Origin of the sequence: Natronospirillum operosum (assembly GCF_004768465.1) — a bacterium.
Taxonomy (GTDB): Bacteria; Pseudomonadota; Gammaproteobacteria; order Pseudomonadales; family Natronospirillaceae; genus Natronospirillum; species Natronospirillum operosum.
The window spans coordinates 514,160-539,287 of record NZ_SRMF01000001.1 but is presented as its reverse complement, the minus strand read 5'-3'; the positions used below and the strand labels follow the sequence as shown (position 1 = coordinate 539,287).

Sequence of the window (25,128 nt, the reverse complement as noted above, 5' to 3'; positions counted from 1 at the left end):
ATACCCTGTCATGGCTTTTTCGAACTGCGCGCTGAAGGCTCTTCTCTAACTGCGCGCTGAAGGCTCTTCCGAACGCAGCCACTCGTGTTCACCCAGAGTGGTCAGGCGCCATACGCCCTCGGTCTGCGACAGCCAGCCGAGACTGCGGAAATAGCGCTTGATGTCATCGAAGTGCACCCCGTCCAGCCGCAGCGACACAAAGCCATGCGCCTCCGGATGCGCCTGCTCCAGTTCCGGCTGCACCTGGGCCAGCAGGCGCTCTTCCAGCGCACTTTTCCAGTCCGCTTCGCGCCGGGGCTCGGTCAGCAGGGGGGCTGCCCACGCAAACAGCTCGTTCCAGCCCGTGCGCAGTTCGTGGTCGACCGTGGTCAGGTTGCCGTGACGGAACACCTTCACGCGATAGCTCAGGCGGGGCGCCCGGCGGCTGTGCCCAGCGCCGGGCTCTCCGCGCCGGGCCTGGTCCAGGCTGGTCTGCAACTGCTGGATTTCCTGCTGCAGTGCCTTGACGTCGGTCTCGGCAGAGCCGCGGCCAACCGGGCACCAGCCGCGCAGGCGCTCGCTCGCCAGCAGGTCGTCGACGGCCTGTTCGAGCACATCACGAATGGCTCCGGGCGTATCCACCACCAGCACCTGGGCCTGGCGGTGCAGATCCGCCAGCAGGCTTTCGCGGCGCAGCAGGTCGGTATCGTCGGCGGGTTCACTGAGGGCATCACAGACCAAGGCCAGCACCGGCTTGCCGGTGGCCATGGCATGGGCTGCAGCCCGGTGCAGATGGCCAACGCCTGACTCTGACACCGGGCCATAGTCGCGCCCCAGTATCACTACACAGAAGTCGGCATCATTCAGCGCCAGTTGCTGCAGTTTCCACTGGTAGCCATCGGTCACGGCCGGGAAGCTGAAGCCGGTTGCAATCACCTGCAGTGCAGCCAGCGTCTCCGCCACATCACGCCGCACAGCATCACCGACCGATTGATTGGAACTGACACAGGCAAGATAACGTCGATTGTCCACAAGGGGCTTTGTCATATACGCTGAGGGCTTTGTCATGGGCGCTAAAGGCTCCTTGTCATGTCTTCGGCAGCGCTGGCGCCGACCCGACGATCAGTCGCCGTCCATCGGGTTCGCGGTCCACTCTTCGTGAAACCCCGGCCACTGGCTGTGCTGAATCACATTGACAAAATTGACCAGAATCATTCCGGTCATACCCCATATTGTCCAGCCCTGGTAGTAGAAGAAGGGCACCCGCCACTGGCGGCCATTGCGCTCGAACCATTTGTATTCAGGTGGCTTTTCCAGCAATTCTGCCACCGGCATCCAGAACAGTGCTGCCACTTCTTCCGGGCAGGCTTCCAGCTCGGGTCGTTCGGGCAGCAGGGACACAAAGGCAGACACCTCGATGCCCGAACGCGCGTAGAGACTGTCGAGTTGCCCCAGGTAGCGGGGCTCCTGTCGCAGCCCGGCTTCTTCCTGCGTTTCCCGCAGTGCCGTGTGATACAGGCTGGCATCGGCCAGCTCCACACTGCCTCCCGGCAGGGAGACCTCGCCCGGGTGCGTTTCCAGGTGCAGCGATCGCTGCGTCAGCAACAGCTCCGGACCCTGCTCTGTTTCGGCCAGCAACACCATCACCGATGCCCGCCGGGGCGCCTGCGGGACCAGACGCGGAGAATAACGCTGCAGGCGCTCCTGCCACTGCTCCGAAATCACCCCTGCCCTGTCCAATTTGGTGCTCCTGCAAATTCCCGATGCGTCAGTATACACGGCTGTTCGGCCATGCAATCCTCTGTTTACAGCCCGCAAACACAGGCCTGGCTGACCCGGTTCGGCGCAGCATGGTTGGAGGCAGACCTGCCTTCGCTTACACTGGAGCCCTGACCAGAGCGGACAAGAGCCTCCATGAAATACTGCAGTGTTTGTGCCACCCCTGTCGAGCATTCAGTGCCAGCCGGCGATAATCTGCCGCGCTACCATTGCCCCGCCTGCGGCACCATTCACTATCAAAACCCACGCGTGATCACCGGCACCCTGCCAGTATTGGATGGCCGCATACTGCTCTGCAAGCGCAACATCGAGCCACGCTGGGGGTACTGGACGCTGCCCGGGGGCTTTATGGAAAACGGCGAAACCGTCGCCGAGGGCGCCGCCAGAGAAACCTGGGAAGAAGCCCGCAATGCGCCCGAACTGCGCCAGATGCTGTCCGTGATCAGCCTGCCGCAGTTTGACCAGGTGCATATTTTCTATCTGGCCGACATGGTATCACCGGACTTTTCCACCACGGAAGAAAGTTCCGAGGTGGCACTGTTCGAACCCGATGCCATACCGTGGGACGACATAGCCTTTCGCACCGTGCTGGCCACCCTGAGGCACTATGTCGATCACCTGGGTCCGGATGGACGCGCGCCTGCCCGGTTGCCGCTGTTGGACACCACCATTATTCCCAGGCTGCGGGACTGACCAGCTCGATCACCTCGAACGCCGGTTCCTCATAGGGGTGCGAACGACGCAGCGCTGCTATGACCGCTTTCAGAGCCGCTGCCGGCACCAGGGTTTCGATGCGATACTCCACCACCTCTTCCAGTCGGTCCGCCTCGCCCAGATAGGGGTTGGCATCGGCGTTGGGCTTGAACTGGCCCTGGCCCAGACACTGCCAGGCACAGTGTTCGTAATCGCCCTGACGCCCCGCACCGGCCTCGAACACGGCGTCCCTGGTGGCGGTGGCGTGCGTTTCCGGCACAAACCAGATCAGTTTGTACTGTCGACTTTCAGTCATATTGTGTCCTCCTGAAGTATGGGAAAACACCTTCAGTATCAGTCATTTATCATTGACTTTCATCTACTGCACGGTAAACTGCCGCCCGTATGGAGGGATGGCTGAGCGGTTGAAAGCACCGGTCTTGAAAACCGGCGTAGGTTAATAGCCTACCCAGGGTTCGAATCCCTGTCCCTCCGCCAAATTCTGTTCTACATCAAGGGCCTGCAGCAATGCGGGCCTTTTTTTGGGTCAGGGGTTGTGCCTCATTTGTCGGGACTTGCGTCCCTCGCTACACGCCCCTGCACCTCTGTTGTAGCGAGCGACGCGAGTCGCGATGGCGGCGCAGCCGCCCCTTGTTTGGGGCCCTGCGGGCCCGGTCGGGACTTGCGTCCCTCACTACAGGTTGTGGTGCCTCGTTTGTCGGGACTTGCGTCCCTCGCTACACGTCCCCCGCTACAAACGGTGGTGCTGGTGGGTGGGGAGCTGGGTGCGGATGCGCTTGAGGTATTCGCGGCTGATCTGACCGACCAGAATATCCGGTTCCGAAGCCAGGGCCGCCCGGGTATCACCCCAGGGGTCGACCAACTGGCTGTGGCCCCAGGTTCGACGCTTGCTGTCATGCCAGCCGCACTGATTGACGCCCAGCACATAGCAGCCCTGCTCCACCGCCCGCGCCCGCAGCAGCATGCCCCAGTGCGCCTGCCCGGTGCGGTGAGTAAACGCCGAGGGGACCAGTATCAGATCCGCCCCCTGACGACGCAGCGCCGCGTACAGTTCCGGGAAGCGCAGGTCATAGCAGACCGACATCCCCACCCGCAGTGGCTCACCGTCATCGGCCTGAATATCCCAGGTCACCACATCGGTGCCGGGTTCGTAGTAGTCGGATTCCCGGTAGCTGCCATAGGCATCGCCCACATCCACATCAAAGAGGTGGATCTTGTCATACTGCGCGACCAGTTCACCCTCGGGGTCGAACACCATGGACCGGGCCCGGCTCTTGCCGCTGCCCGCTTGTCGAACCGGTATGGTGCCGGCCACCAGCCAGACCCCGTTGGCGCGGGCCTGCGCTGCGGCCCATCGCGTCAGGGTCCGGGGCCCGTCTGCCGCCTCTTCTACCGCCACCGGGCCGGACTGACCGGTGCCCAGGGTGGCGAAATTTTCCGGCAGCACGACCAGCCGTGCGCCCACGGAGGCGGCCTGTTCTATGGCCTGTTCCGCCTGGGTCAGGCTGTCCTCTACCGTGCCACCGGAGGTCATCTGCACCCCGGCCACGCCCAGTATCGGGTTCTGATCAGCCGTGGGACTGGCATTCTTATCGGGCATCAGGTCCGAAGAGCTCACGCATTCTCTCCTCTAAGGTCGCTTCATTACCCCGGATGTCACTGTCAAACAGCCGACTGGCACGCACGTCCGGCCGGGCCAGCGGCCCGGATATCTGAGTGCGCACGCTGAACAGCCGTTCCAGTTCGCGCTCCAGAGCACGCTCGCCAAAGATGACCATCAGGGCCACCGGCGGTGAAAAGCCGGCCCCGAGAGCCAGCAGGCCGGCAGTATTGCTGACACGGGCGATAATCACGCCTTCCGCATCCAGTTCATCCCGCAGAATATCGTATTCGCCGCCAAAGAACATCCGTGCCCCGCTGCCATCCAGAGACAGCCGGTCACCCACGGTGATCAGGCCTTCTTCCACCTCCAGCTCTCCCCGGATGCGATCGTAGGAAATACCGGCCGAAAACACATCCCGGAAGTCCAGTGACAGGCGGCGCAGAATACGGGTGACATTGAGCAGTCCGATCACGCGTACAGCATCGAAATCATCCAGTTCCACCAGACTGCCGTCGCGCAGATCGAAGCCTACCTGCCCGCGCAGGCCCCGGCCATCAAAGGCCAGCGGTGACCCCCACCACTCGAGGTCCGCCCACCCCTGCGCCCGGTTGCTGGTAATGACAGGAGTCAGACTCGAAGCGACCAGTACATCGGCCAGATCGCCCGCATTGGCCTGCAGACTCGTGCGGGTGGAGTGCCAGCCCTCCTCCGGGATGGACCAGTCCACGGAGCCGGTCAGTACCACCTCTCGCAGCTCGCCTTCCAGGTCTTCAAAGGCCAGGCCGGTGGCTCTGGGCAGCAGCACAAACGACCAGTTGCCAAAGGACTCGGCATCATGGGTCAGATCATCAATACGCAGCTCGAGTTCTGGCAACCAGCTGGGGTCGAACCCGGTCAGCCAGTCTGTATCCGGATTGTAGGTGTAAGGCTCACGGGGGCGGCGCGCTTCGGCCACACTGATCTCCGCCTCGTCGAGCGGTACTGCATCATCTATCTCCGACGGCAGCTCCACCGCATCCGGGTTACCCAGATGCAGATAGTTCAGCGCCAGCAGGCCTATGTCGTCGGCATCATCGGGCAGTGTCAGGCGGCCAGCCAGGCGACGGCTGTCCACATCGGCTGTCCAGCCAGCATCGGCGCGCCGCAAATGCAGCAGGCCCCCATCCAGGGCGGTGTCATTGAAGCGTATGGATTCTGCACGGAGCCGGATATCATGCAGCCGCAGCCCATGCAGCTCGGCCAGCAGCGGACGCACGCCATCCTCATGAGCATCGAAATCGGCTTCTTCCGCCACCGTATCCAGCAGGGCCAGTCCATCCTCGGCAACAGGTACCTCCGCCAGATCCATGTCTGCGACCCAGTCGGGCTCATCAAGCTGTTCTTCCCGGCGGTACAACGGCATCAGCTCGGCGGCCAGATCCATCCATTCGGTCAGATCCACGTCGTCCATTTGCAGATCCAGACGCAGATGATCCGCCGGCATGGCAGCGCGGGCGCCTGTGGCGCCACCCAGGCTCAACACCCCCCGTTCCGGACTGCCGGCGGGGTCGGTGACCAGTTGCAGATCCAGCCAGTCATCCAGCGTGACATCAAAGTACCGCCCATCGTCTTCCAGTTGCATCGACAGCGCCAGGGGCGCCCGCTGGTCCGTCTGCTTGGCGAACGGCGGCGGCAGGTCGAGTGCCAGACCGTACAGATCGGACTGCGCCTGCAACTGCAGGCGCCCACCGGAGACCGATACCAGGCCGGAATAATCCACCTCTGTTGACTGCGTGCTCAGCCAGGGCTCATCCAGCCAGTCACCCAGGCGGCCCAGTGGCATGCGACCATGGGCCGGAAACTCCAGGCGCCAGTTGTCGTCCTGATCGACCGAGGTCTGAATGGCTGTCGACAGCGGGGCATCAAAAAGCTGACCTTCAAGACCGGGCGACCGCAACCCGTTCCGGGTCGACAGAAAGACCGGCCCGTTGATGGCACTGAAGGTCAGGTTCAGGTCCGGCATGCGCAGCAGACCGTCCTGTATACGCATGGCCAGGTCCAGGTCCACAGGTTCTTCGGCCAGCGGGATGCGCAGGTCGAGATCACCGGACACGGATCCGGCCATCTGCCAGCTCAGCACCTCTGCGGGCACCAGGTCGCGCACCGGCGTCTGGGTCACCAGGCGCCAGCCGTCGCTGCCCAGGCCGCGGGCCGCCGCCGACACATTGACCGCCGGCGGACCGGGCCCTGCAAAAGGCAGGCTCAGTTGCCCCTCTTCCAGCCACAGCCCGGCATAACGGCCGGATTCCAGACTGGCCGAGATGCCCTCATGGTCCAGATAGAAGTCGCCACCCAGCTGTTCGAAAGCGGGCCATTCACCGTCCAGCGTGATCCGGGTGTTGTCGACCCGCGCGCCCATCATGCCAATACGGGTGCGCACATCCGGCGCCATCACATTGGGCAAGATCAGGGCCCAGTCACGGGCTGCCACATCATGCAGATGGGTCTGCATCCAGTCGAGAATCGCCGGGGCCAGCGCTATGGGCAGGGCACCCAGCAGGCTGTCGGTATGCAGTTCATCGCCGGCCAGCGCCAGCGAGAAGATGGGTTCGGCCACGGCCTCACCGGTGCCGTCCATGCTGCCCGAGAAAGCAAACCGCCCCTGTGCGCGACCGCTGTCACGCCAGTCGAAATCGATCTCCGAACTGGCGATCTGCAGCTTCATGTCTGTGGACAGATTCCACACCACAGTCCCGGAGTGCACATCCATTTCAATGGGCTCGGGCAGCAGGGATGACAGATCCACCGTCAATGGACCCGGTTCCAGTTCCAACACGCCCTTGCGCAGGCCGGCGGTGAAGCGCAGATCGGCCCGATCAAACCCGGGGATAAAGCCCAGCGTGCCGAATTCACCGTCACGAATCTCACCGCTCAGCTGCACGCGCTCGAAATCCCAGTCTCCGTTATTGGCGCGCGGCAGATCCAGTGACAGATTGTGCACCTGGCCTCGGATGTCATGCTGCGCGAAGATGTCACGCGGCAGCCAGGGGCCGGCCATGGCGCCCAGGGTGGCGATGGACAGCTGACTGGTGTCCACGGTCAGGCCATCCGGGCCGTACCAGATATCATGACTCGAGGGCATCCAGTTGAGGTCGTTGTAGCGGAAGCTGATATCACGCAGTTTCAGATGATGACGATCGTCCTCGGGCTCCCAAAGCACGGCGCCGGAGAAGCCTTCCAGTACCTGCGGCGTGGCGTCGGGGCCAGCCTGGAAATCAAGGTCGGCCCGCTGCACATCGGCCTGCAGCGAGGCTATGCCGCCGTCACGCCACTGCAGCCACCAGTGCGCGGCCACTTCCAGACTGCTCAGGCGGGCATCCACCGTGTCCGGCAGCGCGCCGATAAGTCGCGAAAAGTCCAATACATCATGGCGCAGATAGGCATGAATGTCGGGGGCATCACGGGTATTGCGGGCTTCGATCTGCAGGCCGGCAGACACGGCCTGGCCGGTCGGATCCAGCACCAGTTCACCGCTCAGTTCATGGTACTCGTGCGTGCCGATAATCAGCGCATCGGCCAGCAGCAGTTCCAGTGCCAGATCTTCGCTCTCCAGCGTCAGCGACAGGTCATGCAGCTGAATGGCATCCTGCTCCAGCAACTGGTTGTAGAGACCCACGAAGACATCACGCAGTTGGACATCACGCTCCAGAATGGCAAAGGCGGGCACCTGCCAGCGCTCCCCGTCATGCTCGACGCGGATCTGACCACCGTTGATCTGGAAGCGGTTGAAGATGGCGCTCTGGTTCACCAGCGACATCAGCAGGGCCGGTTCCAGCAGCACGTTGTCGAGCCCGAAGCTGTCGCCGATGCGCAGTCCGCGCACCGTGAACACTGGTCCGAACCCGCGCCAGTCACCCTGGATGCGGTCAATGCTGACCGGTTGTTCCAGCACATCCGACAGATAGCTTTCCACTGTCGGCACCGTTCGCTCGACCATAGGGGTCAGTTGACGGCCCACCAGTACGTAGGCCACCAGCAACAGTGCCAGCAGGGCAATGGAACGCCATATCGCCCGCCGCAGATTGAAAAAGCTGACGTGGATGGTCATGAGCAGACCGAACTCCAGTGTCTGCGTTCAGAGCAGCACGACGTCAAACTGGTCAGTCTGATACATGGATTCCACCTGAAATTTAAGCGGTTTCCCAATGAACTCCTCCAGATCAGCCACGGCGGCAGATTCCTCATCCAGCAGCCGATCCACCACAGCCTGAGACGCCAGTACCATATAGCTGCGGTTATCATATGCGCGCTCCTCACGCATGATTTCGCGAAAAATCTCATAACAGACCGTCTGTGCCGTTTTCATCCGGCCGCGCCCGCCACAGGCCGGGCAGGTCTCGGTCAGCACCTGTTCCAGGCTCTCACGGGTGCGCTTGCGGGTCATTTCCACCAGCCCCAGCTCGGAGACTCCGGTGACCTTGGTCTTGGCATGATCCCGCTCGAGGGTCTTCTCAAGCATGCGGAGCACCTGACGTCTGTGTTCCGCATCTGCCATATCTATGAAATCAATGATGATGATACCACCGAGATTACGCAGCCTGAGCTGCCGCACTATGGTCGCCACCGCCTCCAGATTGGTCTTGAAGATGGTCTCTTCAAGATTGCGGTGACCGACATAGCCGCCGGTATTCACATCGATGGTGGACATGGCCTCGGTCTGATCAAAGATCAGATAACCGCCGCTTTTCAGGTCCACCTTGCGCGACAGTGCGCGCTCCAGTTCCTCTTCCACCCCGAACAGGTCAAAAATTGGCCGCTCGCCGGGGTAGTACTCGAAAACAGGTTCAACTTCGGGATTGTACTTGCGAACGAACTCCAGCGTGCGTGCATGAGTCTCACGCGAATCAATCCGAATCTTGTCGACATCAGCCCGCACCATGTCGCGCGCCACGCGCAGGAACAGGGGCAGGTCCTCATAGACGATATACGGCGGTTTCTGCCCGCGGGTCTTTTCCTGCAAAGCCGCCCACAGCCGCTTGAGGTAGGCCATGTCCGACCGCAGCTCGGCCTCGCCAATGCCCTCTGCTGCGGTACGCAGAATAAAGCCACCCTGCGGGATTTCCAGCTCCTGATGCAATCGGCTCACGGTCTCTTTCAGCCGCTCACGCTCTTCATCGCCATCAATGCGCTGACTGACCCCCACATGTTCGGTACCCGGCATATAGACCAGGTAGCGCGACGGCACGGAAAACTGGGTGGTCAGACGGGCCCCCTTGTTGCCGATCGGGTCCTTGACCACCTGTACCAGCAGGGTCTGGCCCTCGCGAACCAGCTCGGCAATGCCGGGCACGTTCTCTGTGGTGCCGGAAATATCCGACGCATGGATGAACGCCGCCCGCTCCAGGCCTATATTCACGAAGGCCGCCTGCATGCCGGGCAACACGCGCACCACCTTGCCCTGATAGATATTGCCGACAATGCCGCGCGCCTGGCTGCGCTCGATGAACATTTCCTGCGCCACGCCGTTCTCAACCAGCGCCACCCGGGTTTCCATGGGAGTTACGTTGACCAGTATCTCGGAATTCATGCTGTCCTGTTTCCTGTCTTGCTGTCACTGGAGACCCGCACTGCTCCGGACCAGAGATCAAAACCCGCCCGGCGCAGCAGTTCCCCTGTCTGCTCCAGCGGCAATCCCATAACAGCATGATAGCTGCCATCCAGCCTTTCCACGAATCGACCGCCCAGACCCTGGATGCCATAGGCCCCGGCCTTGTCTGCCGGTTCCCCGGTGGCCCAGTAGGCGGCGATGTCCTGATCGGCGAGGGTTCGAAACCAGACCCGGGTATCGACTCGGCAATGCTGCACCAGGCCATCCGGGCCACACAATGCGACCGCCGTCATCACCTCATGGGCTCGACCCGACAGCCGGCGCAGCATACGTGCGGCATCGGCCTGATCGGTCGGCTTGCCCAGAATGTCGGCGTCCGCCACCACGGTGGTATCCGAACCCAGTACCCAGGTAGCCGGCGGCGCACCCACCTGTTGCTGAGCCGCTCTGGCTTTCTCGATGGCCAGCCGCTCGACATAGGCGACGGCAGGTTCATCCGCCTCGGGGGTTTCGTCGATATCGACCGGAACAACGGCGAAAGGAACGGTCAGCAGGTGCAGCAACTCTTGGCGACGAGGTGACGCAGAGGCGAGAATGAGTTTCATCCGATTATCTTACCCGGTATCGGATACGCAGACTACGCAAGGTCAGGTAAATGACCGGCCACAGCAGGGCGCTGCTCAGCGCCGGCGCCAGGTACAGCACGCCCGGCCCCACCCCGATGCCCATCATGCTGCGCAGGGTCTGCTTGAGCAGCAGATAGATGCCGACCAGCAGCAACACCATGCCCGCCTGCTGAACCGGCGGATAGATGCGGATGCGCTGATGCAGCGCCAGCGCCGAGAAAGCTACAACGGCGAAGGCCAGACCATTGAGACCCAATGGCAGGCCCCGATGAACGTCCACCACCAGACCGATGAATAACGCAGAGAAGATACCGAAGCGGTAGGGAATGGCCAGCACCCAGTAAATCAGCACCAGCAGCACCCACTCCGGGGCCACATATACCATCCAGCCCGGCAACACAAAGGTACCGAGCAGAAATGCAAAAATCAGGGTTGCATAAGGCACCCAGAGATTATTCGCCTTGGGTATCTCCACGCCGACCCCTGTCGTTATTCTGGGTATCTACCAACAGCACATGCCGAGTCCGATCGAGCTCGGCGAGCGGCCGTGCCCTGACTTCCGAGAACTGCGCCCCCGGCTGCCGCTCCACCCGGGTCACCTCGGCCACCGGGTAGCCCATGGGGAAGCGCCCGCCCAGACCACTGGTGACCAGCAGATCGCCTTCCTCAATATCGGCTGTTTCCGGCACGAACATCAGGCTCAGCTCACTGAGATCCCCGGTACCGCTGACCGTGGTGCGCACCCCGTTGCGATTGACCTGCACCGGCACCGCATGGTTGGCATCGCCAATCAGCAATACCCGTGAGGTGAACGGGTCCACCTCGATAACCTGCCCGATCAGACCATGCGCATCAATCACCGGCTGCCCGACATACACATTGTCCCGGGTACCCCGATTGAGGATGACGTGATGAGTAAAGGGGTCAGGATCAACACCGATGAGCTCGGCGGAAATAAAGCGGTCGTCCAGCACCTCAGTGGCATTGAGCAACTGACGCAGCCGGCGGTTTTCGATTTCCAGCGAGATCATCTGCTGCGAGCGACGCTCCAGCACAAACAGCTGCGCCCGCAGCTGAGCGTTTTCCTCGATCAGCGCCGAACGGCTGACCATGGAACGGGAGGCCCAGTCGCTGACAGAGCCCGGCACACTGGCCACCCAGCGCACCGGGGCCAGCGTTGCCGATACGGCCTGGCGGGCATAACTCAACTGTGTGAAGCGCCAGTCTGCCAGCAGTATCAAACCGGCGAGCAGCAAAGCCCACACGAGGCGTTTGCTGTACACACGGCGTTCCTGAAACAGGGAACTACTCATGAGTGTTCACTACCTGACTACCGCGGGAATCGGCGTCAACCCGGCAGCAGTCGACGATACTGTTGAGCAGGCACCAGCGAACTTTCACATCAGCCGTCGTGTGCCAGTTCGAAAATCTTGTCGTCCATCATTTCGAGTGCACGACCACCGCCTCGGGCCACACAGGTCAGCGGATCTTCGGCCACCAGCACCGGCAGGCCGGTTTCTTCGCTCAGCAGCTTGTCGAGATCACGCAACAGCGCCCCACCACCGGTGAGTACCATGCCGCGTTCGGCGATATCTGCGGCCAGTTCCGGCGGCGTCTGCTCGAGCGCGCTCTTGACCGCCTGCACGATGGCCGACAGTGATTCCTGCAGCGCATCGATGACTTCATCACTGTTCAGAGTGAAGGTCCGCGGAATGCCCTCGGCCAGGTTGCGGCCCCGCACCTCGAACTCACGACGCTCGTCACCGGGAAAGGCACAGCCGATTTCCATCTTGATCCGCTCCGCCGTGGCTTCACCGATCAGGCTGCCGTAGTGGCGGCGGATATAGGATACAATGGCTTCATCAAAGCGGTCACCACCGACCCGTACCGATTCGGAATAGACCACACCATTCAGCGAAATGATGGCGATTTCAGTGGTACCACCACCTATATCCACCACCATGGAGCCGCGGGCTTCTTCCACCGGCAGGCCGGCGCCAATGGCGGCCGCCATGGGCTCCTCGATCAGGATGACCTGGCGCGCGCCGGCGCCATAGGCCGATTCCCGAATGGCCTTGCGCTCCACCTGAGTGGATTTGCAGGGCACACAAATCAGCACGCGCGGACTCGGGGTAAACCAGGAGCCTTCATGCACCTTGGCAATGAAGTGCTGCAGCATCTTTTCCGTCACCTGGAAGTCGGCAATGACGCCATCCTTCAGCGGACGAATGGCAGTAATCGAGCCCGGTGTCCGGCCCAGCATGCGCTTGGCTTCGGTACCTACCGCCGCCACTTCCTTCTGGTTGCCCCGGACACGCACGGCCACAACCGAGGGTTCATTCAACACAATATCGCGATCACGCACATAGATGAGGGTATTGGCTGTACCCAGGTCAATGGAAAGATCGCTGGAGAAGAGACCTCTGAGTTTCTTAAACATGTATTCCGTCCGTTTCTGAAAATCCCCAGGCGGCATGAACGCCGCTGCCCACGCGCCTTGATCAGGCTGCAATGTATCAGCGGCGGGGATTTTGAGCAAGGCACAAATATGGTACCTTAGCGGGTCTTTGAACCTCCGCCCGTGTCCGCCCATCCGGGACATGGGCCACCCAACAGCCACAATCGGAGATAAGCATGAGCCTTGACCGCTCGGAAGTGGAGAATATTGCCATGCTGGCACGCCTGAAGATCGAAGAGCAGGACGTGCCCCACTACGTAGATGCCCTGTCCAGTATTCTGGACCTGGTCGATGAAATGCAAGCCATCGACACCCAGGGTGTGACGCCGCTGGCCAACCCGCTGGATTCCGTCCAGCGGCTGCGTGCCGACGAAGTCACCGAGGACAACCAGAGGGAACACTTTCAGAGCATTGCCCCGGCCACCGACGCCGGTTTGTATCTGGTTCCCAAAGTCATTGAATGAGCACGGACACCCTGATGAACAACAGTACACTGAAGCAGCTTTCCGAGGGACTGGCCCGGGGCGAATACAGCAGCGTCGAGCTGACCGAAGCCTACCTCAAGCGCATCGATTCCACCGATGGGGACCTGAATGCCTTTATCACCGTTACCGCCGACCAGGCCCGCACCCAGGCTGCAGCCGCCGACGAGCGCCGGGCCAGCGGCCAGGCCGGCCCGCTGACCGGGGTGCCGATCGCCCACAAGGATATTTTCTGCACCCAGGGTGTACGCACCTCCTGCGGCTCGAAGATTCTGGACAACTTTACAGCGCCCTATGAATCCACGGTTACCCACAAGCTGCAGGATGCCGGCATGGTCATGCTGGGCAAGACCAACCTGGACGAATTCGCCATGGGCTCCTCCACCGAGAGCTCCTTCTACGGGCCAACCCGCAACCCCTGGAACACCGAAGTGATTCCCGGCGGTTCCTCCGGCGGTTCGGCGGCGGCGGTTGCCTCCGGGCAGGCGCCTGTGGCCACCGGCACCGATACCGGCGGCTCCATTCGCCAACCCGCAGCGCTGTGCAACCTGACCGGGCTCAAGCCCACCTACGGCCGGGTGTCGCGCTGGGGCATGATTGCCTACGGCTCGTCGCTGGACCAGGGCGGCCCCATTGCGCGCACCGCCGAAGATGCAGCCCTGCTGCTCAACAGCATGGCCGGTTTCGACCACAAGGACTCCACCAGCAAGGACATCGCCGTACCGGACTACACGGCTGATCTCGACAAACCACTGGACGGCCTGCGTATTGGCCTGCCGAAGGAGTACTTTGGCGAAGGCCTGAACAGCGACATCGCCGCCCGCGTACAGGCCGGCGTGCAGGAACTGGAAAAGCTGGGCGCCACGGTGAAGGAAATCAGCCTGCCGCGCACCCGCCTGTCCATTCCGGCCTACTACATCATTGCGCCGGCAGAGGCCTCCACCAACCTGTCACGCTTTGATGGCGTGCGCTTCGGCTACCGCTGCGAAAACCCGACGGACCTGCTGGACATGTACACCCGCACCCGCGCCGAAGGCTTCGGTGAAGAGGTCAAGCGCCGCATCATGGTCGGCACCTATGCGCTGAGCGCCGGCTACTATGACGCCTACTACAACAAGGCGCAGCAACTGCGGCGCCTGATCAAGGACGACTTCCAGAATGCCTTCGCCGAAGTCGATGTCATTGCCGGCCCCACCACGCCCTCACCGGCCTGGAAACTGGGCGCCAAGAGCAACGACCCGGTCGCCATGTATCTGGAAGACATCTATACCCTGTCGGTCAATCTGGCCGGCCTGCCGGGCATGTCAGTGCCCTGTGGTCAGGTCGACGGGCTCCCCGTCGGCCTGCAGTTGATCGGCAACTACTTTGCCGAAGCGCAACTGCTCAACGTGGCCCATCAGTACCAGCAGGTCACTGACTGGCATCAACAGACTCCGGCATTCGGTTAAGAGGTAGCAACGAACATGGAATGGGAAACCGTGATCGGGCTGGAGGTACACGTCCAGCTCTCGACCAACACCAAGATTTTTTCTGGTGCCAGCACCCGCTTTGGGGCAGCACCCAATACACAGGCCTGCGGCATTGATCTGGGCATGCCCGGCACACTGCCGGTGTTCAACGAGAATGCGCTGCGCAAGGCTGTCTCGTTTGGCCTGGCCATTGACGCGGAAATCGGCCGCCACTCGGCCTTTGACCGCAAGAACTACTTCTACCCCGATCTGCCCAAGGGCTACCAGATCACCCAGATGGATCACCCCATCGTGGGCAAGGGCCAGGTTGAAATCATGATGGACGACGGCACCACCAAGACCGTCGGCGTCACCCGGGCCCACCTGGAAGAAGACGCGGGCAAGTCACTGCACGAAGATTTCCACGGCATGACCGGCATCGACCTCAACCGGGCCGGCACGCCGCTGCTCGAGATCGTCTCCGAGCCGGATATCCGCAGCGCCAAAGAGGCAGTGGCGTACCTGAAAAAAATTCACAGTATTGTCACCTACATTGGCGTTTCAGACGGTAATATGGCTGAAGGCTCGATGCGCTGTGACGCCAATGTGTCCGTGCGTCCCAAGGGGCAGCAGGAATACGGCATGCGCTGTGAAATCAAGAACGTCAATTCGTTCCGCTTTGTCGAAAAGGCGATCAACCACGAAGTCGAGCGTCAGATCGCACTGATCGAAGACGGCGGCACCGTGGTGCAGGAAACCCGCCTCTACGACTCCGAGCTGGATGAAACCCGCAGCATGCGCTCCAAGGAAGTGGCCAATGACTACCGCTACTTCCCGGAGCCGGACCTGCTGCCGGTGGAAATTGACGAAAGCTATATCGAACAGGTGCGCTCCGAACTGCCCGAGCTGCCAGATGCGAAGCGCGAGCGCTTCCATTCCGAATACGGGCTCAGTGAATATGACGCAGCGGTGCTGTCCAGCTCCCAGGACATGGCCCACTTCTTCGAAGTTGTGGCCCGTCAGACCGGGGAGCCCAAGCTCTCTGCCAACTGGGTCATGGTCGAACTGGCCGCCGTGCTGAACAAGACCAACACCCCGATTACCGAAAGTCCGGTATCGGCGACCAATCTGGCCCAACTGATTGAACGTATTACCGACAATACGATCTCATCCAAGATGGCCAAGACAGTGTTCGAAGCCATGGTGGAAGGTCAGGGCGACCCGGACAGCATCATCGAGGCCAAGGGGCTCAAGCAGGTCAGCGACACCGGTGCCATCGAAGCCATGATCGACGACATCATTGCCAGCAATCCCGATCAGGTAGAGCAGTATCGGGGCGGCAAGGACAAGTTGTTCGGCTTCTTCGTGGGTCAGGTCATGAAAGCCTCCAAAGGGCAGGCCAACCCCGGAGTCGTCAACGACATGCTGAAGAAAAAGCTGTAAAAAGGCGGCGGGCACCGCCCTTTTTGCGGAGCCTGCCGGCTCCATCGCGACTCGCGTCACTCGCTACAAATGAGGCAAGGGACGTGTAGCGAGGGACGCAAGTCCCGACAGAGCCGTAGCGAGGGACGCAAGTCCCGACAGAGCCGTAGCGAGGGACGCAAGTCCCGATAACAACACAAGGACACCGGATGGTCAGACAACTCCTGTTAATAACCGCTGTCAGCCTGCTGCTGACGGGGTGCGCCACCTTTCGCATCCCGTCCAACCTGGCGGCAGAGATTCTCAGCAGTGACGATCTGGAACTGGTCGGGCAGGCCCTGCCAACCTATCTGCTGACCATGGACGGTCTGGTTCGCACCTATCCGCGCAATGTCCGCGTGCTCAGCACTGCGGCCGAACTGAACAGCGCCTATGCCGGCGTCTTCGTGGACACCGAGGAGCGCCAGAAGCGCTACAGCAGCAAGGCCATGGATCTGGCCAGCCAGGCCGCCTGCCGCGACATCAGCGAGCTCTGTGATATTCGCGAACAGCGGGTAACCGCCGCCGAGCGAACCATAGATGGCCTGGACAGAGACAGCCATGCCCCGACGCTCTATTTGCTGGGCTCCATCTGGGCCGGCTATATTCAGGCCCACAGTGATGACTGGAATATCGTGGCCCAGTTGCCCAAGGCCCAGCGCCTGCTGGAACAGCAGGTGCGCATCAAGCCCGGCTACAACCATGCCATGGGAGAGCTGTATCTGGCGGTAATCGCCAGCATTCTGCCGCCCTCTCTGGGTGGCCAGCCGGAGGTGGCCCGGCAGTACTTCGAGCAGGCCATAGAACGATCCGAAGGCCGCAACCTGATCGTAAAAGTATACTACGCGCAGGCGTATGCCCGTATAACCTTTGATCGTGAGCTGCATGATCAACTGCTGCAAGAAGTGCTGGCCGCCGATCCACGTGAAGGCCAACTGACGCTCCAGAATACCTGGGCCCAACAACTGGCTCGGGAACTGCTTGCATCCGGTGAAGACTATTTCTTCTGATACGAATGCTGTTGCCTGACAAAAGGAGGCCACCATGAGACTGCACAGAACCCGAAGCCCTGCTCTGGCCCTGCTATTGCTGTCCCTGACCCTGTTTGCTGCCGCCGGCACGGTGGCCATGGAGCTGCGCATCGCCACCCTGCTACCGGATGGCACCGGCGAAGTCAGGGCACTGCGCCAGGCCAGCGAGCGCCTCAGCGCCGAAACCGACGGTCGGGTAACCCTGCGCATTTTCCCCGGTGGCGTCATGGGTGACGACCAGGCGGTAGAACGCCGTATTCGAGCCGGTCAGCTGCACGGCTCTCTGGTGCAATCCGGTGCCCTGGCCAGAGTCTACCCCAATGTACAGATCCTCAACGCGCCATTCATCTTCGACAGCTATGATGAAACGGACCGTCTGCGCGCCGAGTTCGACGATGACATCGCCCGCGAACTGGCCGAACGCGGCATCCATACCTTCGGCTTTATTGATGGCGGCTTTGCCTATGTCATGGGCCATCAGCCGACCCGCTCGGTGGAAGACCTGCAGCGTGCCCGCGTCTGGCTGCCGGCCAATGACACCTTTTCACTGCAGGTTGCCCGCGCTTTCGGTGTCTCTCCCATCACGCTGAACATTTCCGAGGTGCTGACCTCGCTGCAGACCGGCATTGTGGATACCATCATGGCACCGCCCACAGCCGCCCTGACCCTGCAATGGTTCACCCGGGTCGACTACATCACCGACATGCCGCTGATCTATACCTATGCCACGCTGTATGTACATGATCGGCACATGTCCCGTCTCAGTGAGGATGATCGCGCGGCGGTAGATCGAATTCTGCGTGAAACCACCGAGCAGATCGACGCCAACGCCCGCGAGAACAACCGGGCCGCTTTCGAAGCCCTGCTCAACCAGGGTCTGGAGCACGTGCAACTGACCGATACCGAAATCGCAGCCGTGCGTGACAAGGCCGGACTGGCCCACGAGGTATTGATTCGGGAAGGCGAGTTCAGCCGCGACTGGCATGAACGCCTGATGAGCACGCTGGAAGACTATCGTCAGAACGGTCGGTAATCATGAAAACGGGCAAGGACACCCACACAGGCGGCTTTCTCGGGGCACTCGGCACCATCATTCAGTCTCTGCGCACGGGCTTTCAGCGCCTGGAAGACACAGCGCTCGTAATGGTATTGCTCGGCATGCTGGGGCTCGCCGTCTACCAGATCGTGCTGCGCAATTTTTTCGGCTATTCACTGAGCTGGATCGACCCGCTCAACCGGGTCGGAGTACTCTGGATCGCCCTGCTGGGGGCCATGGTGGGCACCCGGCTCGACAACCACATCAAGATCGACCTGGCCAGCCAACTGCTGCCGGTCTGGCTCGGCCGCTGGATCAAGCGCCTGGTGGCTCTGGTAGCCGCGCTGGCACTGGCCCTCCTGAGCTGGCACACCTGGCGCCTGGTCGAGGATGAGCGGGCCTGGGGCATGGCGTCCGTAGCCGGCATTCCGGTCTGGCAGCTGCAACTGATCATGCCGATCGCGTTTGGCATCATGGCCCTGCGCTACGCCTGGATGGTGTTCTTCCCGGTGCTGACCCCGACCGCCCTGCCCACCGAGGATCTGGCCCGCGAGATCGGCCCCGGTGCAGACAGGAATACCGCTGCACCTCGTGACAAGGACGCCGCTTCATGAACCTCACCCTCTATTTTGGCATTGCCGTACTGGCCCTGCTGGGCATGCCCCTGTTTCTGGTGCTGCTGTCCATTGCCGGCGTCGGGTTCTCGCTGGCCGATCTGGACCTCATCATCATCGGCATCGAGCTGTATCGACTGACCGATTCCACCGTGCTGGTCGCCCTGCCGCTGTTTGCCTTTGCCGGCTACCTGCTCAGTGAAGCCAACACCGGACAGCGCGTGGTCCGAGTTTCGCGCGCCATCATGGGCTGGTTGCCCGGCGGCATGATGCTGATCGCCCTGCTCGCCTGCGCCTTCTTTACCATGCTCACCGGCGGTTCCGGGGTCACCATCATCGCGCTTGGCGCGCTGCTCTACCCGGCCCTGACCAGCAGCCAGTACGATGATCGGTTCAGCCTCGGTCTGGTCACCACCTCGGGCAGCCTGGGCATACTGCTGCCGCCGGCCATACCACTGATCCTGTTCGGTATCGTGGCCCAGCAGATGGACATCGCCATCGATATCATCGACCTCTTCCTGGCCGGCCTGATGCCCGCCCTGCTGATGATTCTGGCTCTCTATGGCTATGGTCTCTGGGCCAACCGCCGCCAGCCCATTGAGCTGACACCGTTTGAACTGCGCGAAGCCCTGAGTGCCCTGAAGGAGTCGTTCTGGGAACTGCTGATCCCCGTCATCATTCTGGGCGGCATCTTCAGCGGCCTGCTGGTCATCTCGGAAGCCGCCGCCATAACCGCCCTCTATGTGCTGATCATCGAAACACTGGTCTACCGCGAGGTGGGCTTCAAGGCCCTGGTACGGGCCATGCGCGAGAGCATGATCATGGTCGGCGGCATCCTGCTGATTCTGGGCGCAGCCCTGGCGTTCACCAACCTGCTGATCGACGCCGGTATCCCCACCCTGCTGTTTAACCTGATCGGCGACCGCATCGAGAACCCGCTGCTCTTTCTGCTGCTGCTGAATATCCTGTTGCTGATACTCGGCGCCTTTCTGGATATCTTTGCCGCCATTGTCATCATGGCGCCACTGGTACTGCCACTGGCCATGCAGTTCGGCATCGACCCGGTCCATCTGGCCATCATCTTTGTCGCCAACATGCAGATCGGCTACTTCACACCGCCGGTGGGCATGAACCTGTTCATCGCCAGCTACCGCTTCAAGAAACCGATCATGGAACTGTACCGGGCCACCTGGCCATTCCTCATCGTACTGCTTGGTGTGGTATTGTTGGTCACCTATATTCCCTGGTTCAGCCTTGCTCTGGTACGCTGACACGTCATGAAACTGAGTCACTTTTTTGCCTATCTCAGCCGCTTGCGCTGGATCAAACGCTGGGGTCTGAAGCGCAACGTCGTGGAAGAAAATGTCATGGAGCACAGCTGGCAGGTGGCCACCATTGCCCATGTACTGGCGCTGATCAGCAACCGGCACTTTGGCGGCAACCTGAATGCCGAACGCATCGCCGTGCTCGGGCTCTACCACGATGTCAGCGAAGTCATCACCGGTGACATGCCGACCCCGATCAAATACCACTCGCCCACCATTACCAAGGCCTACAAGGCCATAGAAGACGAAGCCGAACGCGAAATTCTGGGTATGCTGCCGGAATCACTGCAGCCCGACTTCTCCGGCCTGCTGTTGCATGAAAGCATACCTGAAGACCAGCAGCGCATTGTAAAGTATGCCGACATGATCAGCGCCTACCTGAAGTGTGAATCCGAGCTGCGGGCCGGCAACAGGGAATTCAGCAGCGCCCATGAACAGATTGAAAGACGCATTCGCAACACCGGTGCACCGGAAGTGGATTTCTTCATGAGCCGTTTTGTGGAATCCTATACGCTGACTCTTGATGACATGCTGAACTCGCATGATCAGGAGATCGGTTTAAAAAAATAACAGCACAGGGCACTCGGAACCACTACACTGACCCTGTAAACTGAACGTCAAGCAGGCGTTGTATTCGACTTACGGGAATCTTGCATTGACTCAACAACTACTATCACCCAACTCCAACGCGGGTGCCCATAAACAGCTCAGCCAGATGAGCTTTCTGGTGGTGGACGACTTTCCCAGCGCCCGCAAGCAGGTGCGCAGCATGCTGGTACAGATGGGCGTTACCAATTACTTTGAAGCCGCCCATGCTGGTCAGGCCAAGAAACTGCTGCAGGAACAGAAATTCGATCTCGTTGTCTGTGACTACAACCTGGGCGACGGCCAGGACGGCCAGCAGATGCTGGAAGAGCTGCGCAATTCCGGTAATGCCACGCGCCTGACCCAATGGATCATCATCACCGCTGAAACCTCGCGCGACATGGTGATGGGTGCCGTAGAGAACGAGCCGGACGACTATCTGGCCAAGCCCTTCGCCTACGATGCCTTCAAACTGCGCGTGGAAAAGCTCGTCAAGCGTCGCTACGAGCTGGAAGACCTGCTCAAGGCCATGGATTCCGATGACAATGAAGCCATCATCAAGGCCTGTGAAGAGACCATTCTCAACAAACCGCGGCACCGCGGCTGGGCGCGCAAGGTGATGATCAGCACCCTGATCGACATGGGTGACCTGGAGCGCGCCGACAAGCACCTGGACGAGGTGCTGAACAAGCGCCAGCAGGACTGGGCACTGTTCTACAAGGCCCGCATCCAGATGCTGAACAAGCAGATTGACCCGGCCATCACCCTGCTGCGAGAAGTTATCAGCACCAACCCCAACAATATTCCCGCCTACGACAGCCTGGCCAAATGCTATCTGAGCCACAAACAGTATGATCTGGCGCAGCAGACCCTGCAGCAGGCGGTACGCATTTCACCGCGCAAGCTGGAGCGCCAGCGCATGCTGGCCGAGCTCAGTCGCCGCCAGCAGGACCATATGCAGGCCACCAAGGCCTACCGCGAGGCCCTGGCCCTGGCCGTCAACACACGCCATGACCAGCCGGCCAACTACATCAACCTGATCGAGTCCCTCAACCTGAGTGCTCGCATGGGTACCGAGCGCCAGCATCGCAAGGCCTCCCGCCAGGCCATGGAAGTGGCGCAGCGCATGATGGTGCGCTTCCCCGACGACATGTCCGTGCAGATGAAAAGTCGGCTGCTGCAGTCAGATGCACTGGACTATCAGGGCCTGAGTTCCTCGCGCGACGAGGAACTGGACAAGGTCTACAACCAGGCCATGCAGCATATCGAATCAGTGCCGCAGACACTGGCTACCGACATCGCCACCGGGCTCTACCGTTTTGACAAGCAGCAGCAGGGCGACCAATGGGTCGACGCCCTGCGCAAAGTGTACGCCAAGGACGAAACCTTCCAGCAGAAGCTGATGATGGTGCAGAGCGAGCCGGTATCGGAAGAATCACGCCTGCGTGCGGCCGAATTCAACAAGGCCGGCAACGACGCCTACCGTGATGGCGACTATGAAGCCGCGCTGAAAGCCTTCTCGCGAGCCCTGGAATTCTCCCCGCGGCACCCGGGGCTGATCCTCAACATGGTGCAGTCCTATTTCAAGTTGTATCAGGCCGAACCCAAATCGGAGTATGTGTTCAGCATGGAACTCTATCTGAAACGCCTGAAACACCTGCCATCCAGTCACTATCAATATGGTCGTTTCCAGGCACTGCTGCAGCGCCTGCTGATGCTAAAGGAGGAAATCTGAGATGTCGGACTTCAAGTCAGCCCTCGAAGGCATTGATATGAAGGATGTATTGGCCTCTACCGTGCATGACGTCAAGAATTCTCTTGGCATGATCAGCACCCAGATCGAAGAGGTCACGCTTGATCTGCGGGACACCAACCCGGAACTGGCCGACAAGCTCAGCCGCATCCAGATGGAGAGCAGCCGCATCAATGTCGGCCTCAGCCATATGCTGGGGGTCTACCGGATCGACAACAAGCTGCTGCATCCCACCCTGGATGAAGTGCTGGTGCTTGATGTCCTCGAAGACGCCGCCATGCGCTATGCCAGTACCCTGGAACATCAGAAGATTCGCGTCGAGATCAAATGCGAGGACGAAGACGAAACCTGGGTGATGGACTCCAACCTGGTGGATCACGTGCTGGCCAATATCATGACCAACGCCATCCGCTATACCCGGGACTGGATTGGCTTGACCTCACAGGTCATCGACAACGAACTGCGCATCACCATTGACGACAACGGCGACGGCTACCCGGATGCCCTGATCAACTGCATGGACCCCGAAGCCAGCCTGCGCATGAAAACCAGCAGCTCCGGCCTGGGCATCTACTTCGCCAGCGGCATAGCGCACCTGCACCACAACCCGGAAACCGGCAAGGACGGCCGCATCGAGCTGGTCAACAAACCCGAAGGCGGCGCCCGCTTCACCCTCTGGCTCCCCTGATCCCCACCGCGCCCCTCGCTACACCCCGTAGCGAGGGTTTGCTGTAGGCTGTGGCCCTCGGCCACGCAAAACCTGTAGGCTGTGGCCCTCGGCCACGCATGCGTGAGCAAGCTCACAGCCTACACCTGAGCTCACCTCCCTCCCCCAATCCTCCATCTGCAAATCAGCTGTAAGCCATTTGTAAGACCGGCTGTGCTTCCATGGCACCCGCAGGCACGGCAGTTCTGCAACAAGCTGTAACAGTCAATACGGCTGACCACCCAGACAGAGGGCCCGGAAAGGCCAGTAGTCCTGTCTTTACTACGGACAAGAAAGCGCTTTGCCATTGCGCAACGCGTGATTGGACAAGGAGACAACTATGCGTACTCATTTCCGTGTACTGGCCCCCGTGGCCATCTCCCTGCTGGCCCTGACGGGCTGCAACAACTCATCGAGCAGCAGCTCGGGTAACCTGGAGGCCGAAAGCCTGCCCGATGCGACGGACACGCTCGGTACCTCCACAGACCCAACCAGCAATGAACAACTCGAAATCGGGCGGGTGTATCATGCCTTCGGCGAAGAAGACGACATCTACTATCTCGACGCACCAGAAGGCAAATACACCTTCTATCTGGTCGATGTCAGCTTCGACAACCCGGAAAGCGACAGCACTCTGAAAGTGGTCGTGGAAGTCAACGAAGGCACCGAGGGGTCGCCCGACTATCAGGAAGCCTTCACCCTGACCCTGTTGCCGGATGAATTCAGAAAGGGGCACATCCTCTCGCGGAATCTGCTGACCGACGACGAGGACATCCGCATTGAAATATTTCCGGAAAACTTCAACGGGCAGACCTCCGCCCAGTATGACCTGCTGATCGAAACCAAAGCGCTGGCTGAATTCGGGGACTCGCCCTGGGACAAGACCTGGTATGCAACCATGCGACTGACCTCATCCAATCCGGACTGTGCGATGGATCAGACAAGCCAGACCACTTACCGTGCGGTCGGCGAAGGCTTTTTCATAAACTATGGCGATAATAACTGGGAATGGACCCCATATTTCCGTATAGACGATTCCCAGATGACAGGTCGCGAGATTCGCATGCTGGACGGTTCCGGCACGGTCATAACAGGCACCACTGACGTCAGCGGTGGCCTGAACAGCTCCAGAACCAGCTTCAATGTCGAAGGCTCCATTGAGGAACAGAGAGAGGGCTCGAGCGGCATCAGTACCTGCTCTGGCAACCTCTATTTCTCCGGCGACTACTAGACTACTGCCACAAATCCTCGCCGTCCGGCACTTCTGCCGGGCGGCCAGCCTGCACGCTCTGCGTCACCCGATTGAGCAGGATGGCAATCAGGTTGTCCTTGATCTTCTCGCGGGCGGTAACCGGCAGCCGGTTCATGTGATCGCGCTTCAATCGGAAGATGACACTCTTGGACTCGCAGCGCACCGAGCCCGTGCGCGGCATGGGGCGCAAGAAAGCCACCTCGCCAAAGCAATGCCCCCGGCCGATGTCTGCCACCATGTCTTCGCCGTGCCACACACTCAGCATGCCATTGAGCACCACATAGAGTGAGTTGTCCTCGTCATCCCCTTCGCGAATGACCCACTCGCCCTCCTTGAACGCCAGCAGCTCAGGCCCATGCATCAGCATGATTTTCTTCTCGTCATCAGAAAAGCGCCGGAAAAACCCCACCTTGGAAAGGATCTCGTGCTGTTGTTCACGGCTAAGATGTTCAATGACCTGCATATCAACTTCTCGGAATAATGAACAGATGTCTCCAGCCTAGCAGAACCTGGAGTCCAACGCCCGACCCGGGACATCCACTTGCACTAAACGCTACATATATTGTAATTTTTTGTTGCTATTAGGCTGTTTGTAAGTGATCTGTAAGGTCGTTGGTGAATAATTGTTCTAGACTGAATCGTGTTCAAAAAACAGTCATATCACCAGGCAGTAAGCCCAGGAAGGGGCC

General features: G+C 60.6%; 23 protein-coding genes and 1 tRNA gene. 13 read left to right on the top strand and 11 right to left on the bottom strand.

What is annotated here, in order from left to right; all coding sequences use genetic code 11:
• Nucleotides 1-45 precede the first annotated feature (45 nt).
• A complete protein-coding gene (locus E4656_RS02525; protein ID WP_167855899.1) occupies nucleotides 46-1,026 on the bottom strand; it encodes a DUF4062 domain-containing protein in 981 nt (326 codons plus the stop codon).
• A gap of 75 nt (nucleotides 1,027-1,101) precedes the next feature.
• Nucleotides 1,102-1,719, bottom strand: coding sequence for an NUDIX hydrolase (locus E4656_RS02520; protein ID WP_167855898.1), 618 nt, complete (start codon nucleotides 1,717-1,719; stop codon nucleotides 1,102-1,104).
• 174 nt (nucleotides 1,720-1,893) lie between these two features.
• Between E4656_RS02520 and E4656_RS02515 the strand changes: the two genes are divergently transcribed.
• Entirely contained in the window at nucleotides 1,894-2,451 is a 558-nt protein-coding gene (locus E4656_RS02515; RefSeq protein ID WP_135480881.1) for an NUDIX hydrolase, read from the top strand.
• Here E4656_RS02515 and E4656_RS02510 read toward each other — a convergent pair.
• The gene (locus E4656_RS02510; RefSeq protein ID WP_135480879.1) at nucleotides 2,429-2,767 is read right to left on the bottom strand and encodes a YqfO family protein; all 339 of its coding nucleotides are present in this window, start codon (nucleotides 2,765-2,767) and stop codon (nucleotides 2,429-2,431) included. The two genes, E4656_RS02515 and E4656_RS02510, sit on opposite strands and share 23 nt — an antisense overlap.
• A gap of 91 nt (nucleotides 2,768-2,858) precedes the next feature.
• Here E4656_RS02510 and E4656_RS02505 point away from each other — a divergent pair.
• Nucleotides 2,859-2,949, top strand: a tRNA-Ser gene (locus tag E4656_RS02505).
• 253 nt (nucleotides 2,950-3,202) lie between these two features.
• Here E4656_RS02505 and E4656_RS02500 read toward each other — a convergent pair.
• From E4656_RS02500 to E4656_RS02470, 7 genes are all read right to left on the bottom strand, one after another.
• Nucleotides 3,203-4,090 carry a carbon-nitrogen hydrolase family protein gene (locus E4656_RS02500; protein ID WP_240753882.1) on the bottom strand — a complete coding sequence of 296 codons (888 nt, stop codon included), beginning with the start codon at nucleotides 4,088-4,090 and terminating at the stop codon, nucleotides 3,203-3,205.
• Nucleotides 4,062-8,162, bottom strand: coding sequence for a YhdP family phospholipid transporter (locus tag E4656_RS02495; RefSeq protein WP_135480877.1), 4,101 nt, complete (start codon nucleotides 8,160-8,162; stop codon nucleotides 4,062-4,064). The genes E4656_RS02500 and E4656_RS02495 overlap by 29 nt, the downstream gene beginning before the upstream one ends.
• Nucleotides 8,163-8,189: 27 nt before the next feature.
• Nucleotides 8,190-9,641 (bottom strand): ribonuclease G, encoded by a 1,452-nt coding sequence (gene rng / locus E4656_RS02490; RefSeq protein ID WP_135480875.1) that lies wholly within the window; start codon nucleotides 9,639-9,641, stop codon nucleotides 8,190-8,192.
• Nucleotides 9,638-10,267, bottom strand: a complete 630-nt coding sequence (locus tag E4656_RS02485) for a Maf family protein (protein WP_135480873.1) — start codon at nucleotides 10,265-10,267, stop codon at nucleotides 9,638-9,640. The genes rng and E4656_RS02485 overlap by 4 nt, the downstream gene beginning before the upstream one ends.
• Before the next feature lie 4 nt (nucleotides 10,268-10,271).
• The gene (gene mreD, locus E4656_RS02480) at nucleotides 10,272-10,763 is read right to left on the bottom strand and encodes a rod shape-determining protein MreD (protein ID WP_167855897.1); all 492 of its coding nucleotides are present in this window, start codon (nucleotides 10,761-10,763) and stop codon (nucleotides 10,272-10,274) included.
• A complete protein-coding gene (gene mreC, locus E4656_RS02475) occupies nucleotides 10,741-11,601 on the bottom strand; it encodes a rod shape-determining protein MreC (RefSeq protein ID WP_135480870.1) in 861 nt (286 codons plus the stop codon). The genes mreD and mreC overlap by 23 nt, the downstream gene beginning before the upstream one ends.
• Before the next feature lie 89 nt (nucleotides 11,602-11,690).
• Nucleotides 11,691-12,728, bottom strand: coding sequence for a rod shape-determining protein (locus E4656_RS02470; RefSeq protein ID WP_135480868.1), 1,038 nt, complete (start codon nucleotides 12,726-12,728; stop codon nucleotides 11,691-11,693).
• A gap of 194 nt (nucleotides 12,729-12,922) precedes the next feature.
• Here E4656_RS02470 and gatC point away from each other — a divergent pair, with 194 nt between their 5' ends.
• The 11 genes from gatC (at nucleotide 12,923) to E4656_RS02415 (ending at nucleotide 24,418) form a co-directional block, all read left to right on the top strand.
• Nucleotides 12,923-13,210, top strand: coding sequence for an Asp-tRNA(Asn)/Glu-tRNA(Gln) amidotransferase subunit GatC (gene gatC, locus E4656_RS02465; protein ID WP_135480866.1), 288 nt, complete (start codon nucleotides 12,923-12,925; stop codon nucleotides 13,208-13,210).
• A 14-nt stretch (nucleotides 13,211-13,224) separates the two neighbouring features.
• Nucleotides 13,225-14,676 (top strand): Asp-tRNA(Asn)/Glu-tRNA(Gln) amidotransferase subunit GatA, encoded by a 1,452-nt coding sequence (gene gatA / locus E4656_RS02460; RefSeq protein ID WP_135480864.1) that lies wholly within the window; start codon nucleotides 13,225-13,227, stop codon nucleotides 14,674-14,676.
• Nucleotides 14,677-14,691: 15 nt separating this feature from the next.
• Nucleotides 14,692-16,119, top strand: coding sequence for an Asp-tRNA(Asn)/Glu-tRNA(Gln) amidotransferase subunit GatB (gatB, locus tag E4656_RS02455; protein ID WP_135480862.1), 1,428 nt, complete (start codon nucleotides 14,692-14,694; stop codon nucleotides 16,117-16,119).
• 188 nt (nucleotides 16,120-16,307) lie between these two features.
• The gene (locus E4656_RS02450; RefSeq protein ID WP_135480860.1) at nucleotides 16,308-17,147 is read left to right on the top strand and encodes a TRAP transporter TatT component family protein; all 840 of its coding nucleotides are present in this window, start codon (nucleotides 16,308-16,310) and stop codon (nucleotides 17,145-17,147) included.
• 34 nt (nucleotides 17,148-17,181) lie between these two features.
• Entirely contained in the window at nucleotides 17,182-18,201 is a 1,020-nt protein-coding gene (dctP, locus tag E4656_RS02445; protein ID WP_135480858.1) for a TRAP transporter substrate-binding protein DctP, read from the top strand.
• A gap of 2 nt (nucleotides 18,202-18,203) precedes the next feature.
• The gene (locus E4656_RS02440) at nucleotides 18,204-18,818 is read left to right on the top strand and encodes a TRAP transporter small permease (RefSeq protein WP_135480856.1); all 615 of its coding nucleotides are present in this window, start codon (nucleotides 18,204-18,206) and stop codon (nucleotides 18,816-18,818) included.
• Nucleotides 18,815-20,089: a TRAP transporter large permease gene (locus tag E4656_RS02435; protein WP_135480854.1), complete on the top strand. Its 1,275-nt coding sequence runs from the start codon at nucleotides 18,815-18,817 to the stop codon at nucleotides 20,087-20,089. Before E4656_RS02440 ends, E4656_RS02435 begins: the two co-directional genes overlap by 4 nt.
• A gap of 6 nt (nucleotides 20,090-20,095) precedes the next feature.
• A complete protein-coding gene (gene yfbR / locus E4656_RS02430) occupies nucleotides 20,096-20,713 on the top strand; it encodes a 5'-deoxynucleotidase (RefSeq protein ID WP_135480852.1) in 618 nt (205 codons plus the stop codon).
• Between the two features lie 85 nt (nucleotides 20,714-20,798).
• Entirely contained in the window at nucleotides 20,799-22,463 is a 1,665-nt protein-coding gene (locus E4656_RS02425) for a response regulator (protein WP_135480851.1), read from the top strand.
• A 1-nt stretch (nucleotide 22,464) separates the two neighbouring features.
• Nucleotides 22,465-23,169 carry a sensor histidine kinase gene (locus E4656_RS02420; protein ID WP_135480849.1) on the top strand — a complete coding sequence of 235 codons (705 nt, stop codon included), beginning with the start codon at nucleotides 22,465-22,467 and terminating at the stop codon, nucleotides 23,167-23,169.
• Between the two features lie 358 nt (nucleotides 23,170-23,527).
• Complete coding sequence (locus tag E4656_RS02415) at nucleotides 23,528-24,418, top strand: hypothetical protein (protein ID WP_135480848.1); 891 nt, start codon at nucleotides 23,528-23,530, stop codon at nucleotides 24,416-24,418.
• A 1-nt stretch (nucleotide 24,419) separates the two neighbouring features.
• Here the strand turns inward: E4656_RS02415 and E4656_RS02410 are convergent, their stop codons facing one another.
• Nucleotides 24,420-24,902 (bottom strand): cyclic nucleotide-binding domain-containing protein, encoded by a 483-nt coding sequence (locus E4656_RS02410; RefSeq protein ID WP_135480846.1) that lies wholly within the window; start codon nucleotides 24,900-24,902, stop codon nucleotides 24,420-24,422.
• Nucleotides 24,903-25,128: the final 226 nt, after the last annotated feature.